This is a genomic window from Streptomyces sp. NPDC102437, from assembly GCF_044765565.1.
GTDB lineage: Bacteria > Actinomycetota > Actinomycetes > Streptomycetales > Streptomycetaceae > Streptomyces.
The window spans coordinates 22,179-37,004 of record NZ_JBIWKI010000033.1 but is presented as its reverse complement, the minus strand read 5'-3'; the positions used below and the strand labels follow the sequence as shown (position 1 = coordinate 37,004).

The window sequence follows — 14,826 nt, the reverse complement described above, 5'->3', positions numbered from 1 at the left end:
CCCGGTGGTGTCGGGCTTCCACCGCCTGCTCCGGCCTCTCTCCGGCCGTGTCCTCCGGCCCGGCGCTCAGGCCCAGTTCCGGGGTCGGCCGCCGGAATCCCCGGGTGAGCCGGAGGAGATGGCCGAATCCGAGGGCGAGCCGGCACCCTCCGATGACGAGGGCCGTCGCACTGAGCTGCGTCAGCACACCGGTGCCGCGGTTGCGGATCTGCGGTTCAGCCAGCAGCCGAGTACCTCGTCGGTGGTCGTGATGGTGGCGACGAGGGCGAGCGTGTTGCGGATCATCGCGGGGGTGTATTCGGCCGGCACCCCCGCGATGGCGTCGGACGGCACCACGGCGGTGTAGCCGAGGTTCACCGCGTCGAACACGGCGTTGGGAATGGCGACATTGGCCGAGACCCCGGTGATGACGAGGGTCCGGCAGCCGAGGTTGCGCAGCAGCGCGTCCACGTCGGTGCCGGCGATGGGCGAGAGGCCGTGCAGCCTGCGTACGACAAGGTCCTCGTCGGCCACTTCGATCGGTGCGGCGACCCGTACCGCCGTGGTGCCGCGGTGCTGTTGCACGGGCAGCCGGCCGGCGGCCCGGAAGAGCCTGGCGTTGTTGTTGGCACCCCGCCCGTCGGGGCGGCGTTCGGCCACCGCGTGCAGCACCTGGACCCCGGCCTCGTGCGCGGCCGCGACCAGCCGGGCGACCCGGTCCAGCGCGCCGGAGGAGCGGGCCTGCTCGGCCAGTTCGGGCAGTGCGCTCCCCGGGCCCACGACCCCCTGCTGGCATTCGACTGTCAGCAGCACGGTGGTGTTCGGATCGAGCTGCTCGGCGAGTTGGTTCCTCGAGGGCACGGCTGCCCCTTTCTGCGGCGGACGGGGCGCGCGAGGCTAACCGGCATTGCGCGACGAGGGAAGAGACCCCATGATTTCTGACACTCAGTCAGACAATGGGAGGAGGCGCGCCCATGGCCGCCATTCAGCGACGGGGCCGTCGGATCATGATGACGGACGACGAACGCGACGCCTATCTCGCCGAGCAGCGCACCTGCCGGGTCGCCACCGTGTCCCCGGACGGCCGCCCGCACGTCGGCGCCCTCTGGTTCGCCTGGGACGGGACCTCTCTCTGGCTGTACTCGATCACCCGCAGCCTGCGCTGGTCCCAGCTACGCCGGGACCCGAGGATCGCGGTGGTCGTGGACGACGGGGTGGAGTACGCGGAGCTGCGCGGCGTCGAGCTCTCCGGCGATGCCGTACCCGTGGGCGAGGCCCCCCGAACCGGCGAGCCGTGCCCCGAACTCGTCTCCCCTGAACAGCTGTTCGCGGGGAAGTACTTCGGAATGGACACCATGCCGCACGACGGCCGCCATGCCTGGCTGCGGCTGACCCCGCAGGCCCTCACCTCCTGGGACTTCCGCAAACTCACGGACCCGCCCACGGCGTGAGAGCCACCCTTTCCGCGACCTGACCCGCGATCCGGCGCGTCCGGCCCGTTCCGCGGCGTATTCAGGAGCGTCTCAGCAGCCCCCGTTCCATGGCCACCACCACCGCCCGCGTCCGGTCGCTCACGTCGAGCTTGGCGAACAGCCGCAGGAGGTGGGTCTTGACCGTGGCCTCCGCGATGACGAGGCGTCTGCCGATCTCGGCGTTGGTCAGCCCGTCGGCCACCGCGTCGAGCACGTCGGTCTCGCGGGCGGTGAGCGGCTCCTGGGCCGGGCGCCGCATCCGCGCGATCAGCTTCTCGGCCACCCGGGGCGCGAGGACGGTCTCGCCGCGCGCCGCCGAGCGGATGGCGTCGGCGAGCTGTTCGCGGGTGGCGTCCTTCAGGAGGTAGCCGATGGCGCCGGCCTCGACCCCGCGCTCGATGTCCTGATCGGTGTCGTAGGTCGTCAGGATCAGGACGCGGGTGCGCGGGTACCGGGCGGTGATCTCGGTGGTCGCCCCCACCCCGTCCAGCACCGGCATCCGCAGGTCGACCAGGGCGACGTCGGGGTCGTGCCGTGCCACCAGGTCGAGGGCGTCCCTGCCGTCCCCCGCCTCCCCGACGATCTCGATCCCGTCCTGACCGGCGAGCAGGGCGACGACGCCCGCCCGCATGACGGTGTGGTCGTCCACCACGACCACCCTGATCCGGCCGTCGGTCATCGCGTCCCCTCGCTCTCCGCGTCGTTGGCCACATCGCCGTCCCCGGGCGCCGGCTCCAGCGGGATCACCCCCAGGACCCTGGTGCCGTCGCCGACGGAGCTGGTGACCGTGAGTCGGCCGCCCAGTTCCGCCAGGCGTTTGCGCATCCCGTCGAGGCCGAAGCCCTTCGACTCCCCCGGTACGAATCCGATGCCGTCGTCGGTGATCTCCAGCTCCACCGCGTGCGGCCCGCGGGTCAGCAGCACGCCGACCGTGGAGGCGCGCGCGTGCTTGCGCACGTTGGCCAGGGACTCCTGCGTACAGCGCAGCAGCGCGATCCGGGTCCGCTGGTCGCACTCGACGTCCGCCAGATCCCCGGCCGCCGTGAGCCCGGTGTCCTCCGCGAAGCGGTCCAGGATGCGGCGCAGCGTCTGTGCCACCGACCCGGCAGCCGGACCACCCCGCTGCCGTCCCGAGCCGACCAGCTCCCGGGCCTCGGCGAGATTCTCCCTGGCCGTGGACTCGATCGAGCGCAGCTGCTGGGCACTGCGGGCCGGCTCCGCGTCGAGTCCGGCCCGCGCCGCCTCCGCCAGTACGACGATCGACGCGAGGCCCTGCGCGAGGGTGTCGTGGATGTCCCTCGCCATCCGCTCCCGTTCGTCCGCCGCCCCCTGGCGCTGGTGCGCCTCTGACAGTTCCGCCTGGGTCCGTTCCAACTCGACGATCAGCCGGGCGCGTTCGGTGCTCTGCGCGACCACCGAGTGCGCCCACAGTCCGATCAGGACCCCCACGGCGACGACGATCAGGGTGGACACCATGGTCTCGGCGAAGAACTGCAGCGATCCGCCCTCCCGGTACCAGCTCCCCGCCAGCGTCGCCGCCGTCGCCAGCCCCAGGAACCCCATCGACGTCCTGGGGGTCCGCCCGAACATCCAGTAGTGCGGCAGCGTCACCATGAACAGCGCCGCGTAGCTGCCGCCCAGATGGGCGAGCCCGCCGAGCGCGAGCACCAGCACGCAGAGGTAGACATGCGGCCGTACGACGGGGTTGTCGGGAAAGCGGTCGAGGAGCGCGTAGCAGAGCACCACGCAGCCGAGCAGCGCGAGCGACGCGTACCGGTCCCGGACGGATCCGTCCATGGCGGCGAGCCCGGCGGCCATCGCGGCGAACAGCACCCAGCACACGGCGTTCCAGCGGCGCAGTGATGTGGTCCAGAAGGCGTCGGCCGAGGTCCCGGCGAGAGCGGTCATGCCGATCAACGTACTTCGGCCAGTGGCTCGTCGCGGACGGTCCGGTCCGATCCGGCCGGGACGGGACGCGACGGCCACCAGGTCGCCTCGCCCAGCAGGAGCAGTGCCGCCGGCAGGATCATGACGCGGACGACGAAGGCGTCCAGCAGCACGGCCACCGCGAGTACGAAACCGATCTGCTTCATCTCGATGATGTGCAGCAGGACGAAGCTCACGAAGACGGTCGTCATCACGACCGCGGCGCTGGTGACCACGCTCGCCGACGTGCGGAGCCCGTCCAGGACCGCCTGCCGCGTGGGCACACCGGCGAGCACGGCCTCCCTGATCCGGCTCACCACGAACACCTGGTAGTCCATGGAGAGTCCGAAGAGGATCACGAAGAGGAAGAGCGGGACGCGCGAGCCGATCGAGCCGGTGGAGTCGAAGCCCAGCAGCCCCTCGGCCCAGGTGCCCTGGAAGACGAGGACGAGCAGTCCGAGCGCGGCCGCGGCGGAGAGCAGGTTGAGTACGACCCCGATCAGGCCGAGCACCACGGAACGGAAGGCGTACACGGTCATGGCGAAGGTCACCAGCAGCAGCGCCCCGAGGACGAGCGGGATCCTGCTGTTCTGATGGGCCGGGTAGTCGGCGTACCGGGCGACGTCCCCGCTGACGCCGTACTCCGCTCCCCGGACCCGTCCGACGGTGGCGGGCAGGTACGCGTCTCTCAGATGGCCGAGGGAGTCGCGGGCTCGTGCGGAGTTGCCGAGGTGCGGCACCTTCAGCCGCAGCACACCGATCCGGTGGTCGGCCGAGGTCTCGATGCGCGGGCCGTCGGTGAACAGCGGGTCCGCGTCGGTGAGCCGGGCCAGTTCGCGCAGCGCGCCGGTGACCTCCCCGCTGCGCGAGGCATCGGCGCGCACGACGACGTCGTGCGTCACCCGCTGCTCGGGGAACGCCTCGTTGAGGCGGTCGTACACCCGCATCGCGGGAATCTCGCGGGAGTGCGTGTCCCGGCTCATCTCCGTGACGTTCAGTCCGGCCAGTGGCAGCGCGAGTGCGATCAGGGCGAGGACCGGGACGCAGAGCGTGGCGAGGGGGTGCCGGGCCGCGGGCCGCAGCAGCACCGTCCAGATCCGGCCGCCACCCTCGCGGCGGGGGCGCGGGGCGGGCTTCCCGTGCTCCGCGCGGCGCCGTACCCGTCGCTCCGCCCGCTTCCCGAGCACGGTCAGCAGCGCGGGCAGGACTGTCAGGGAACTGGCCACGGCGACCAGTGTGACCACGATGGTGCCGGTGGCCAGCGAGGAGAAGATCACGTCGGAGGCCAGATACAGCGTCGCGGTGGAGATGACGACCGCCAGCCCCGACACCACGACCGCCCGGCCCGACGTCGCCGCGGCCAGTTCCACCAGCGCCTCGGTGCTCAGCCGGCCGCCGCTGCGGGCCCGTTCCTCGCGCTCCCGTTTGAGGTGGAAGAGGGTGTAGTCGACTCCCACGGCGAGACCGATCATCAGGATGACGTTCGTGCCGACCCCCGCGTCGGGTGAGACGTGCGAGACCACCATCGACAGGCCGATGGCCGCCGCGATCGACGTGAGGGCGAGCAGCAGCGGCACCGCGGCCATGACCACCGACCCGAAGGCGACCAGCAAGGTGACCAGGGTGACGGGAAGAGTGATCTTCTCGGACAGCGCCAGGTCGTCGCCGCGCTGCTGGTCGACCCCCTTGCTGATGGAGGGGCTGCCCGTCTCCTCCAGCAGCAGCCCGGGACTGGTCTTCCCAACGGCCGAGGTCTGCGCCGCGACGGCGTCGACCTTGTCCTTCGCGTCCCGCTCCTCGCCCTTCAGGGCCACCTCGACCATGAGGATCCGGCCGTCGCCGGACCAGAGCGGCGCGGCCACGTCCGCGACCTCCGGCAGCTTCCTCATCCGGGCCGTGAGATCCCGCGCGGCCGCTTCGGCGGCCTGCCTGTCGGGGGCTCCCGACCGGGTGGAGATCAGCACCTGCTCGGTGGAACGGCGCTCCAGGTGGCCCTCGGCCGCCATCGCCTCGGCCCGGCCCGCCTCGCCGACGCGGTAGTCGGCGGTCTTCGCGTTGTCGGTGCCGACGGCTCCGCCGACGACCAGGCAGAGCCCCACGAACACCAGCCAGCCGACGACCGCCCGCCAGGGGTGCCGCGCGCTTCGGCGCGCCATGCGCACAGTGAATGAATTCATGCCCGAAAGCCTTGCTGAACAGGGCAGTTGACGGACAGAGGTGTCAGGTTGAACCTGCCGTCCACCGATCGGTGGACCCCGGTGCTGGGGTAATCCCCCGCACACCGGGCCGATGGCCGTGGCTCACTGCGCGTCCGGCTCCAGCCCCGCCGCACGCAGGGCGGCCACCGCGGCCCTGATCGACGGACGCCGGTCCGCGTCGGTACGCCAGACGGCGTGGACGTGACGTCGCATCTTCTGCCGTACGGGCACGAGCCGTACCCCGTCGGGTACCGGTCCGCGGCCCAGCCTCGGCGCCACACAGACACCCACTCCGGCGGCGATCAGGGCGAGTTGGGTGTGGTGTTCGCCCGCCAGGTGCGCGATGCGCGGTTCGATTCCCTTGGAGCGGAGGGTGAACATCAGCCAGTCGTAACAGAATTCGCCCTCGGGCCAGGAGACCCAGTCGTCGTCGGCGAAGTCCTCCAGGTCCACCTGGTCCCGGTCGGCGAGCCGATGACCGGCCGGCATCGCGATGTCGGGTGCGTCGTCCAGGAGTTCGGCCTTGGCCAGGCCGGCGGGCACGGGCAGTCGCTTGTTGCTCCAGTCCAGCACCACCGCGAGGTCGATGTCGCCTCTGATCACCGCACGGATTCCGTCCTCGGGCTCCAGTTCCCGGGTACGTACGCGCAGTTCGGGGTGGTCCCCGCGCAGCGCGCGGAGTGCGGCGGGGAAGAGTCCGCGTGCCGCGGTCGGGAAGGCGGAGAGCCGGATCTCGCCCACCACCTCGCCGCGCTGCGCCTCGATGTCGGACTGAGCGAGCTCGACCTGGGACAGGATCCGGGCCGCGTGGTCGGCGAGCAGCCGGCCGGCGTCGGTGAGCCGGACCCCGCGCCCGTTCCTGGCCAGCAGTTGCTGCCCCACCTCCCGCTCCAGCTTCGCCATCTGCTGGGAGACCGCGGACGTGGTCACGTGCAGCCCCTCGGCGGCGCCGCCCACGGAACCGTGCCGGGCCAGTGCGTCCAGGGTGCGCAGGCGCTCCAGATTCAACATGTAAGCAATGCTACGCAGACACCCGTACAAAGTCTCGCTTGTCCTACGCGGTCGGGGCCGCCATCGTTGACCCATGAGCGCCACCGCCGCACCGGGAACCACCGCACCGAAGACCATGCCTGCCACCGAGTCCACCGCCTTGAGCCCGCCTGGGGCGCCGGCCGCCCGCCCGGCGCTGGACTGGCGGATCCGCTTCGGGGCGCTCTCGCTCATCTGGGGCTTCAGCTTCCTGCTGATCAAGGTCGGCACCGAGGGGTACGCCCCGTTCCAGGTCACCCTGGGCCGTCTGCTGTCCGGCACCGCGGTGCTGGCCGTCGCGATGGCGGTCCGGCGCGAGCGGCTGCCCCGGGGTGCCCGCACGTGGGGGCATCTGGCGGTCGCCGCGTTCTTCCTGAACGCGCTTCCGTTCTCGCTCTTCGCCTATGCCGAGCTGACCATTCCGTCGACGCTGGCGGGCATCTGCAACGCGACATCGCCCCTGTGGGGCATGGCGCTGTCGCTCGTCGCACTCTCCGAGGACCGGCCGACGCGTCGCCGGGTCGCCGGACTCGGGCTGGGCTTCCTCGGCGTGCTGACCGTGCTGGGGGCCTGGCAGGGCTTCTCCGGGCTGGACTTCGGCGGCACGGCGATGGCCCTGCTCGCCTCCCTCAGCTATCCGATCGGCTGGATCTACGTCCGCCGGACGCTGGCGGGCAGCGGCTCGTCGACGCTCGCGCTCACCGGCAGCCAGCTCTTCCTGGGCACGGCGCAGATCGCCCTGGTGACCCCGCTGTTCACCTCGGCCCCCGACGGGTTCCCGCTGCTCCCGACCCTGGCCGTGGCCGCCCTCGGGGCGCTCGGCACCGGCCTCGCGGTCCTGTTGCAGTACGGCCTGGTGGCGGAGGTCGGGCCGACGACCGCACAGATGGTCACCTACTTCATCCCGGTCATCGCCACGGCCGCCGGGGTGATCGTGCTCGGCGAGCAGCTGAGCTGGAACACCCCGGTGGGCGCCCTCGTGGTCCTGGCGGGCGCCGCCCTCACCCAGAGCAGGGCCCGGGGCGGCCGGACATCCACCGGCCGGGCCGGGACCGGCCGGACCGGGACCGAAGCCGGCATCAAGACCAGGGCCGGGGATCAGCCGTAGGCCAGCGGCTTCACCGGTCCCACCGCTGCCGCCACCGCATCCGCGAGTGGTCCGATCTCGTGCTCGGCGAGCGGCGAGACGGTGAGCCGGATCCCCTGGGGCGCGGCCAGCCGGAACCGGGCCCCGGGCGCCACGGCCCAGCCGGCGTGCAGCAGTCTCGCCACGGCACCGGTCTCGTCGCCGACCGGCACCCACACATTCATCCCGCTGCGCCCATGGGCCGCCACGCCGCGCTCCGCCAGCGCCCGCACGAGGGCGTCCCGCCGCTTCGCGTACGCCCGCGCCACCTCCCCCGGATCGACGGCGCCGGAGGTCCACAGGTGCACCACGGCCCGTTGCAGCAGTCTGCTGACCCAGCCGGGGCCCAGCCGCTGACGCCCCGCCACCCGGTCGGCCGTGACCCGGTCACCGGTCAGCACGGCGACCCGCAGGTCCGGCCCGTACGCCTTGGCCACGGACCGCACGAAGGCCCAGCGGTCCGTGGCACCGGACAGGGGATGGAGCGGCAGATCGACGATGCCGTGCCCGTGGTCGTCCTCGATCAGGAGTACGCCGCGGTGTCCGGCGAGAACTCCCCGCAGTTCGAAGGCGCGTCCGGCGGTGATGGCCGCCCCGGTCGGATTCTGCGCGCGGCCGGTGACCACGAGCGCGCGGGCACCGGCGTTCAGCGCGTCCTCCACGGCGTCGGGCACCGGCCCGTCGTCGTCCACCGCGACGGGCACGGGGCGCAGCCCCAGCGCCGGTACGAGATCCAGCATGCTGCCCCAGCCGGGGTCCTCGACGGCCACCGCGTCGCCGGGCCTGAGGTGCTCGACGAGAACGCGCTCGATCGCGTCCAGCGATCCCGAGGTCACGACCACGGGCCCGGCCGGCACCCCGTCCGCGTCCAGTGCGGCACGGGCGAGGGCGGCGAACTCCGGGTCCACCGGCGCCTGCCCGTACATCCCGGGCTGCTGCGCATACTCCTGCGCGACCGCCGCGAAGGCATCCCCCAGCGCGGGAAGCAGCACCGGATCGGGGTTGCCCGCGCCCAGATCCCGGACGCCCGCCGGCGCCTCGACCCGGAGCGATCCGCGCGCCGTACTCGCGGGACGCGGCCGCACCCGGCTGCCCCGGCGCCCCGCCGTCTCGATCACCCCGCGCTCGCGGAGCGTGCGGTAGGCGGCCGCCACCGTATTCGGGTTGACCCCCAGCTGCTCCGCCAACTCCCGCATGGGAGGCAGCACTTGCCCTGGTTCGAGCTCACCGGAGCCGATCCCGCGCTCCACACTGGCGGCAATCTCCGACGCGCGCCGCCCGACAATCCGATACTCTCCTAGCACAAACAAGATTATGCACTAGTGCAATGGAGTACGCAATGTCGGACACCGCATCGCCGCAGACCACGACCCCTGACGCCGCAGCAGCCGGATACGAGCCGACCGAGCGCACCATCCCGACCCGTTCCCGTGAACGAGCGTCATACGATCGGGAGGTGGTCCACTCGGTACTCGACGAGGCATACCTCTGCCACCTCGGCTTCGTCCGTGACGGCGCACCCGTCGTCCTGCCGACGCTCTTCGGCCGGATCGGCGACCGGCTCTACGTGCACGGCTCGACGGGCTCCCGTCCGCTGCGCGAGGCGGGCCGCACCGACCCCGGTCTGCCCGTGTGCCTCACGGTGACCCATGTCGACGGGCTCGTCCTGGCCCGCTCCGCCTTCCACCACTCGATCAACTACCGCTCCGTGGTGGTCCACGGCGTCGCGCACACGGTCACCGACCCCCAGGAGCGGCGGACCGCACTCGACGCCATCGTCGACCATGTGGTGCCCGGCCGGTCCGCCGATTCCCGGCCCGCCGACGAGAAGGAGCTCGCCGCGACCGCGGTGATCCGGCTGGACCTGCGGGAGGTGTCCGCGAAGATCCGCACGGGCGGCCCCAACGACGAGCCCCGCGACCTCACGCTCCCCCATTGGGCAGGCGTTGTCCCGCTCGCCCGCGGCTATGCGGCGCCGCTGCCCTCGGACGACCTCGACCCCGCGATCGTCGTGCCGGACTACATCACCGGACTCTGACGCACACCGGGTGACGTGCGGGCCCGCCACCGTGTGGGGCCCCCATCACCCGCCACCACGGGTGGGACGTCACGTAGCGACACGACCGGCGGACAGCTCCCCCTCGGCAGCGGTCCGGCCGGCGTCCGGACCTTCGGCAGCGGTCAGGCCGGCGTCCGCCCCCTCGGCGGCCCCCGCGCCCGGTCCTGACGCAACTGGCCCCGACGGCGTCCGCGGTGTCGACGACTGGGCGATGAAGGCGCCGATCAGCACCATGGCACCGCCGATGAGCTGGGGCGCCGACAGGTGCTCGCCGAGCATCACCCAGGCGAGCACCGTGGCGATGACCGCCTCAAGACAGGCGACCACGCCCGCCACCGCGGGTGAGAGCAGGCGCACCGAGATCACCCCGGTGACGTACGCGATCACGGTCGCCAGCAGCACGATCCAGACGAGCAGCAGCCAGGCCGGAACATCCGTGCCGTCCATGCCCGCCGTGCCGCCCAGGACGGACCAGTCCATGCCCCAGGGCTGTGCGACCACGGTGAGAACGGCCGCACCGATCAGCAGCCCGTACGCGATGACCCCGACCGGATGCGGCGGTTCGACACCGTCCGCGCCGTCCGCGCTGCCCTGGTCCGACAGAACGAAGTAGCCGACCTGACAACAGGCGGCACCGAGCGCCAGCAGCAGCCCGACCACGTCGAAGCTCAGCCCCGACCAGACCTCGACCACGCACGTCAGTCCGCCGACGGCGAGCACCACGCCGACCGCGGCCCGCCGGGTGACCGGCCTTCGCTGGACGAACCGGACCCAGCCGAGCACGAGCGCGGGCGCCAGGTACTCGACGAGAAGCGCGACCCCGACCGGGATCCTGGAGAGCGAGGCGAAGTAGAAGGCCTGCACACCCGCGACGGCGAGCAGCCCGAAGCCGAGCAGCAGAACCGGCCGGCTGCGCACCAGATCCCGGTGGCGCCAGGCCACCGGCAGCATGACCAGCGCCGCGCCCGCCACCCGCAGCCACACCACATGGAGCGGATCGAGCCCTGCCTCGATCAGCGGCTTGGCCGCCACCCCTGAACCACCGAATGCGAACGCCGAGGCCAGGGCTAGTCCCAGGCTGGCGCTTCTCCCCTGAGACGCGTGCATCGGCCCATCATGACAGCTGTGGTCAGGGGCGTCACCCCCGGTCACCCCTGACAGGCCCGCCGTCGGGCGGGCGACTCCACACCGCCCGCCCCAACATCTCCGCACCGGCCGTCCGAACGGCTCCCACACCGCCCTCCCCGTCGGCGGCCAGGAGCGGACGCTCAGACTCCACCCTCCGGCACGCCCTGCCCGGCAACATCCGCGACCCGGGCGGCGATCCGGTCCGCGTCGACCCCGCCCCGCACCAGCACCTTCACGGCCCGGCACTCGTGGTCCGAGGCCAGTGCCGCGAGCAGATCGAGCCCTCGCGCCCTTACGTCGCCGCGCGACTCCGCCCGGTCGAGCGCCCCGGCCATCGCGGAAGCGGCCGAGGGCGACCAGCCCTCCATCCCCGCGCCCCGGACGGCGGGACCCGTGCCCCGCACGATGCCCCCCGGGTCCGGGACGACCGGGACGGCGCCGGAGTCCTCGACCGAACCCTGCCAGCGGAGTCCGTATCCGATACTGCGCTGGACGAGGTAGCCGAGCACCCTGGCCAGCTGGGGGCCGCCCTCGAAGGCCGCCCGGACCGCGGGGTCCGATTCGATGAGGGAGTGCAGCAGATGCGCCGTGTCGATCTGCCGGTCGCCGTCGCGCAGCGCACGCCTGCGGGCGCCCGTCACCACGGCGGCCAGCTCCACGGTGAGTCTGGCGTCGAGCTCGGCGCGGTTCGGTACGGGTTGCTGGGGGATCCGCGGCGTCCGGTTCTGCACATCTCTCACCCCATCAGGCCCGCAGCGCGAATACATCCCCGGATGGGCCCATCCAGGCATCCCACGCAAGTTGGGCACACTCGAACGGTTTCTCCTCCTTGCGGATGAGATCGCGCCATTTCCGGATCCGATCGACGAAAAGGGCGCGCGCCGCCTTGCCACGCGCTCCCCGGGCAACCGGAAACCACCCCCGGACGTCCCACAGGCCATACCCCCACGCGACAGCCGGAAGGGAGCCCGCGTACGTGTCCTGGTTGGTCGCCCTGCCGGCACTCGACGGACGGGAGTACGTGTACCGGGTCCACGCCCCGGCCGACGCGCTGCGCGCCGACCTCTTCTGGGCCGCGTTCCACTGCCACGACGACGGTCCATACCCCCGCGCCTTCGACCGGTTCGACGCGGCTCTGATCTGGCACGCGGGAGCGGACGGGAACGACCACGCAGATCTGACGGTTCATCAGTATTGAATGTTCCGGCCACTGCGGCTACGTTCCGCGACACCGTAACCCGCCGAGAAGGGGTGGTCGCATGGCCGAAGTCAGCGCAGAGGCGCGCATCGAAGCACCGGCCGAGAAGGTGTGGGCCCAGCTGACGGACTTCACCACGTACGGTCAGTGGAACACCACCCACACCAGCTTCCCCAAGGGCGGCCCTGCGACACTCGAACTCGCCGCCACCTACGAGGAGAACATGAAGCTCATGGGCTTCCCGGCCGAGGTGACCTGGACGGTGGCGGAACTGGAGACCGCACGCCTGCTGGCCACCAAGGGCAAGGGCCCGATGGGCGTCAACCTGGCCATGCGCTACTCGCTGACCCCCGACGGGGACGCGACGACGGTCCGCATCGACGGGGAGTTCACCGGCGCCGCGGTCTCCCTGATGGCCGGAAAGCTCAAGGACTCGGCGACGGCCGCGCTCGTCGAGTCACTGCGGAAACTGGGCGGGCTCATCGCCGCCTGACACCACCCGCCGACACGAAGGGCCTCACGGCTCGGCCGCGAGGCCCTTCGCACCACACCCACGGGCAACACCACCCATGGACTCAGTGCTCGTCGGCAAGGATCAGGTACAGCTTCTTCCGGGCGTCGTTGATGACCGTGAGCGCCTTCTCCCGCTGATCGGCCGAGCCGGTCTTCCAGACCTGGCCGAACGCCTCCATCAGGCCGAATCCGGCCTGCCGGATCTCATTGACACTCTCCCAGTCGACACCGCGCCCGGCTTCCTCCCAGGGCGCCTCGGCCCCCGACTCCGCCTCGGCGCGGCCGGTGTCGGTGAGCGTGAACAGCTTCTTGCCGCCCTCGCTCGCACTGACGATCAGGCCCTCGTCCTCCAGCAGCTGAAGGGTCGGGTAGACCGAGCCCGGACTGGGCCGCCAGGCCCCGCCGCTGCGCTCACCGATCTGCTGGATCATCTCGTACCCGTGCATCGGCCGGTCCTTGAGCAGCGCCAGGATCGAAGCGCGTACGTCACCGCGCCTCGCCCTCCCCCGACCGCCGCCCCGACCGCGCCCACCCCCGAAGGGGCCACCCCCGAACGGCGGTCCGAACTGCCCGAAGGCCGCCCGCCGCCCCTCGAACTCACCACGCCCCTGATGACCGGGCCCGCAGTGCCCGTATCCACGCCCATGCCCGAACTCTTGCTCGTGCCCATGTGAACGCATCGCTCCACTCCTTCTACCGTTGATCTGTCGCGATGCTTCACGATATATCGGAACCGGTCGCCTGACAATCGCCGCAGCAGCGTGGACCCGCCCCGGGTCCACTCCATCGAGATCGAGCGGCACGGAATGCTGTGCGTCACAAACAGCCGGCCGTCGTCCGACTAGCCTGGCTCCGCATGACCCACTCCGAGATCGAAATGACCGCGGATCTGATCCTGGGACTGCTGCACGACCAGCACCCCGACCTGGCCGATCACCCTGTGCGGCTCGGCGCACGCGACTGGGACAACCAGCTGTGGCGGCTGGGTGACGACCTCGCCGTCCGGCTGCCCTGGGCAACGGAGTCGGCGGACGAGCTGCTGCGCAAGGAGTACGACTGGCTGCCCGGTCTCGCCCCGCGCCTTCCCCTTCCGGTCCCCGTCCCACAGCGCATCGGTAAGCCCTCGGCACGCTTTCCGCGGCCCTGGATCGTCACCACCTGGGTGCCCGGGACGCCCGCCGACCGCGCCCCCGCCACACGCGTCGCGGAATCGGCCGACGCCCTGGCCGCCTTTCTGACGGCCCTTCACAGACCCGCCCCCGACGGCGCTCCGGCCGGCCGTGGCCGCGGAGGGCCGCTGGCCGATCACACCGAAGGGTTCACCCAGCAACTCGCCTCGGCCACCGAGCAGGGACTGATCCCTGACCCGGACGCCGTCCGCGCGGTCTGGGAAGACGCCGTCGCCGCTCCCGACTGGTCAGGCCCGGCGCTATGGCTCCACGGCGACCTGCACCCCGCCAACGTCCTTACCGAGGACGGGACTTTCTGCGGCGTGATCGACTTCGGCGACCTCTTCGCGGGCGACCCGGCGTGCGATCTCGCCGCCGCTTGGCTCCTGCTGCCGGACGGCGCGGTAGACCGCTTCCATGACGCCTACCGACCGGCCGCGGACCCCGCGACCCTGCGCCGCGCCCGCGGCTGGGCGGTGGTGAAAGCCCTCGTCTGCATCCTCATCGGGGAGGCAGGCGTCCACGGCCGCCCCGGCGGCAAACCCACCTGGGGCCCGCCCGGACACGCCTCGCTGAGACGCCTCATCGCGACGGCCCGTCACTGATCACACCTCGCGCGCCGGGATGACGTCTCCGGATCCATGAGAGAGGGAACGCAGTGAGCACGACGACGGATCTGGCCCTGGCCTACAACCCGGCCTTCCTGGGCTTCGGGTCCTGCTCGAGGTCTTCGCGCTCTTCTGCTTCGGACTGTGGGGCCGGCGCCGGGTGCCCTGCCGACTGCGGTACCCGGCGACGGTCGCGATACCGCTGGCGGTGGCCATTGTGTGGGGCGATTTCGCCACCGCAGGCGACGAAGCCCGCTCGGGCGGGACGACGTTCACCAGACCCGGTCGTACGCAGCGATGTGGTACAGGACCAGGACGGCCAGGAACCAGCGGGCGGTTCCCCGCAGGCCGGCATGGCGCAAGGCCGGTTGCTCCGCCACTGACCCGGCGCGGCAAGCTGTGCCTCGTACCCGCGGCGGCC

The 14,826-nt window shown here is 71.9% G+C and carries 15 protein-coding genes; 6 read left to right on the top strand and 9 right to left on the bottom strand.

The genetic code is table 11. The features are described 5' to 3' along the window. Positions 1 to 180: 180 nt before the first annotated feature. Positions 181 to 840 (bottom strand): cysteine hydrolase, encoded by a 660-nt coding sequence (locus tag ACIRJP_RS31755; protein WP_404181552.1) that lies wholly within the window; start codon positions 838 to 840, stop codon positions 181 to 183. 113 nt (positions 841 to 953) lie between these two features. Between ACIRJP_RS31755 and ACIRJP_RS31750 the strand changes: the two genes are divergently transcribed. Next, positions 954 to 1,430 (top strand): pyridoxamine 5'-phosphate oxidase family protein, encoded by a 477-nt coding sequence (locus tag ACIRJP_RS31750; protein WP_404181549.1) that lies wholly within the window; start codon positions 954 to 956, stop codon positions 1,428 to 1,430. A 61-nt stretch (positions 1,431 to 1,491) separates the two neighbouring features. Here ACIRJP_RS31750 and ACIRJP_RS31745 read toward each other — a convergent pair whose 3' ends face one another. From ACIRJP_RS31745 to ACIRJP_RS31730, 4 genes are all read right to left on the bottom strand, one after another. Next, on the bottom strand, positions 1,492 to 2,130 hold the full coding sequence (locus ACIRJP_RS31745; protein WP_404181546.1) for a response regulator: 639 nt from the start codon (positions 2,128 to 2,130) through the stop codon (positions 1,492 to 1,494). Next, positions 2,127 to 3,359 (bottom strand): sensor histidine kinase, encoded by a 1,233-nt coding sequence (locus ACIRJP_RS31740; RefSeq protein ID WP_404181543.1) that lies wholly within the window; start codon positions 3,357 to 3,359, stop codon positions 2,127 to 2,129. Before ACIRJP_RS31740 ends, ACIRJP_RS31745 begins: the two co-directional genes overlap by 4 nt. A 5-nt stretch (positions 3,360 to 3,364) precedes the next feature. After that, on the bottom strand, positions 3,365 to 5,554 hold the full coding sequence (locus ACIRJP_RS31735; RefSeq protein ID WP_404181540.1) for an MMPL family transporter: 2,190 nt from the start codon (positions 5,552 to 5,554) through the stop codon (positions 3,365 to 3,367). 123 nt (positions 5,555 to 5,677) lie between these two features. After that, complete coding sequence (locus tag ACIRJP_RS31730) at positions 5,678 to 6,586, bottom strand: LysR family transcriptional regulator (RefSeq protein ID WP_404181537.1); 909 nt, start codon at positions 6,584 to 6,586, stop codon at positions 5,678 to 5,680. A 73-nt stretch (positions 6,587 to 6,659) separates the two neighbouring features. Here ACIRJP_RS31730 and ACIRJP_RS31725 point away from each other — a divergent pair, with 73 nt between their 5' ends. Then, entirely contained in the window at positions 6,660 to 7,712 is a 1,053-nt protein-coding gene (locus tag ACIRJP_RS31725; RefSeq protein ID WP_404181534.1) for a DMT family transporter, read from the top strand. Here ACIRJP_RS31725 and ACIRJP_RS31720 read toward each other — a convergent pair. Beyond that, positions 7,703 to 9,034: an aminotransferase class I/II-fold pyridoxal phosphate-dependent enzyme gene (locus tag ACIRJP_RS31720; RefSeq protein WP_404181531.1), complete on the bottom strand. Its 1,332-nt coding sequence runs from the start codon at positions 9,032 to 9,034 to the stop codon at positions 7,703 to 7,705. The two genes, ACIRJP_RS31725 and ACIRJP_RS31720, sit on opposite strands and share 10 nt — an antisense overlap. Before the next feature lie 35 nt (positions 9,035 to 9,069). Between ACIRJP_RS31720 and ACIRJP_RS31715 the strand changes: the two genes are divergently transcribed. After that, positions 9,070 to 9,768 carry a pyridoxamine 5'-phosphate oxidase family protein gene (locus ACIRJP_RS31715; RefSeq protein ID WP_404181527.1) on the top strand — a complete coding sequence of 233 codons (699 nt, stop codon included), beginning with the start codon at positions 9,070 to 9,072 and terminating at the stop codon, positions 9,766 to 9,768. 69 nt (positions 9,769 to 9,837) lie between these two features. Here the strand turns inward: ACIRJP_RS31715 and ACIRJP_RS31710 are convergent, their stop codons facing one another. Beyond that, positions 9,838 to 10,896, bottom strand: a complete 1,059-nt coding sequence (locus tag ACIRJP_RS31710) for an EamA family transporter (protein WP_404181524.1) — start codon at positions 10,894 to 10,896, stop codon at positions 9,838 to 9,840. 161 nt (positions 10,897 to 11,057) lie between these two features. Further along, entirely contained in the window at positions 11,058 to 11,648 is a 591-nt protein-coding gene (locus ACIRJP_RS31705; protein WP_404181521.1) for a Clp protease N-terminal domain-containing protein, read from the bottom strand. 245 nt (positions 11,649 to 11,893) lie between these two features. On the opposite strand from ACIRJP_RS31705, the gene ACIRJP_RS31700 reads away from it, so the two are divergent. Both ACIRJP_RS31700 and ACIRJP_RS31695 read left to right on the top strand, forming a co-directional pair. Then, the gene (locus ACIRJP_RS31700) at positions 11,894 to 12,115 is read left to right on the top strand and encodes a hypothetical protein (protein ID WP_404181518.1); all 222 of its coding nucleotides are present in this window, start codon (positions 11,894 to 11,896) and stop codon (positions 12,113 to 12,115) included. 61 nt (positions 12,116 to 12,176) lie between these two features. After that, complete coding sequence (locus tag ACIRJP_RS31695; RefSeq protein WP_404181515.1) at positions 12,177 to 12,608, top strand: SRPBCC family protein; 432 nt, start codon at positions 12,177 to 12,179, stop codon at positions 12,606 to 12,608. Positions 12,609 to 12,690: 82 nt separating this feature from the next. Here the strand turns inward: ACIRJP_RS31695 and ACIRJP_RS31690 are convergent, their stop codons facing one another. Next, the gene (locus tag ACIRJP_RS31690; protein WP_404181512.1) at positions 12,691 to 13,308 is read right to left on the bottom strand and encodes a PadR family transcriptional regulator; all 618 of its coding nucleotides are present in this window, start codon (positions 13,306 to 13,308) and stop codon (positions 12,691 to 12,693) included. 176 nt (positions 13,309 to 13,484) lie between these two features. On the opposite strand from ACIRJP_RS31690, the gene ACIRJP_RS31685 reads away from it, so the two are divergent. Next, positions 13,485 to 14,402 (top strand): aminoglycoside phosphotransferase family protein, encoded by a 918-nt coding sequence (locus tag ACIRJP_RS31685; protein ID WP_404181509.1) that lies wholly within the window; start codon positions 13,485 to 13,487, stop codon positions 14,400 to 14,402. Positions 14,403 to 14,826: the final 424 nt, after the last annotated feature.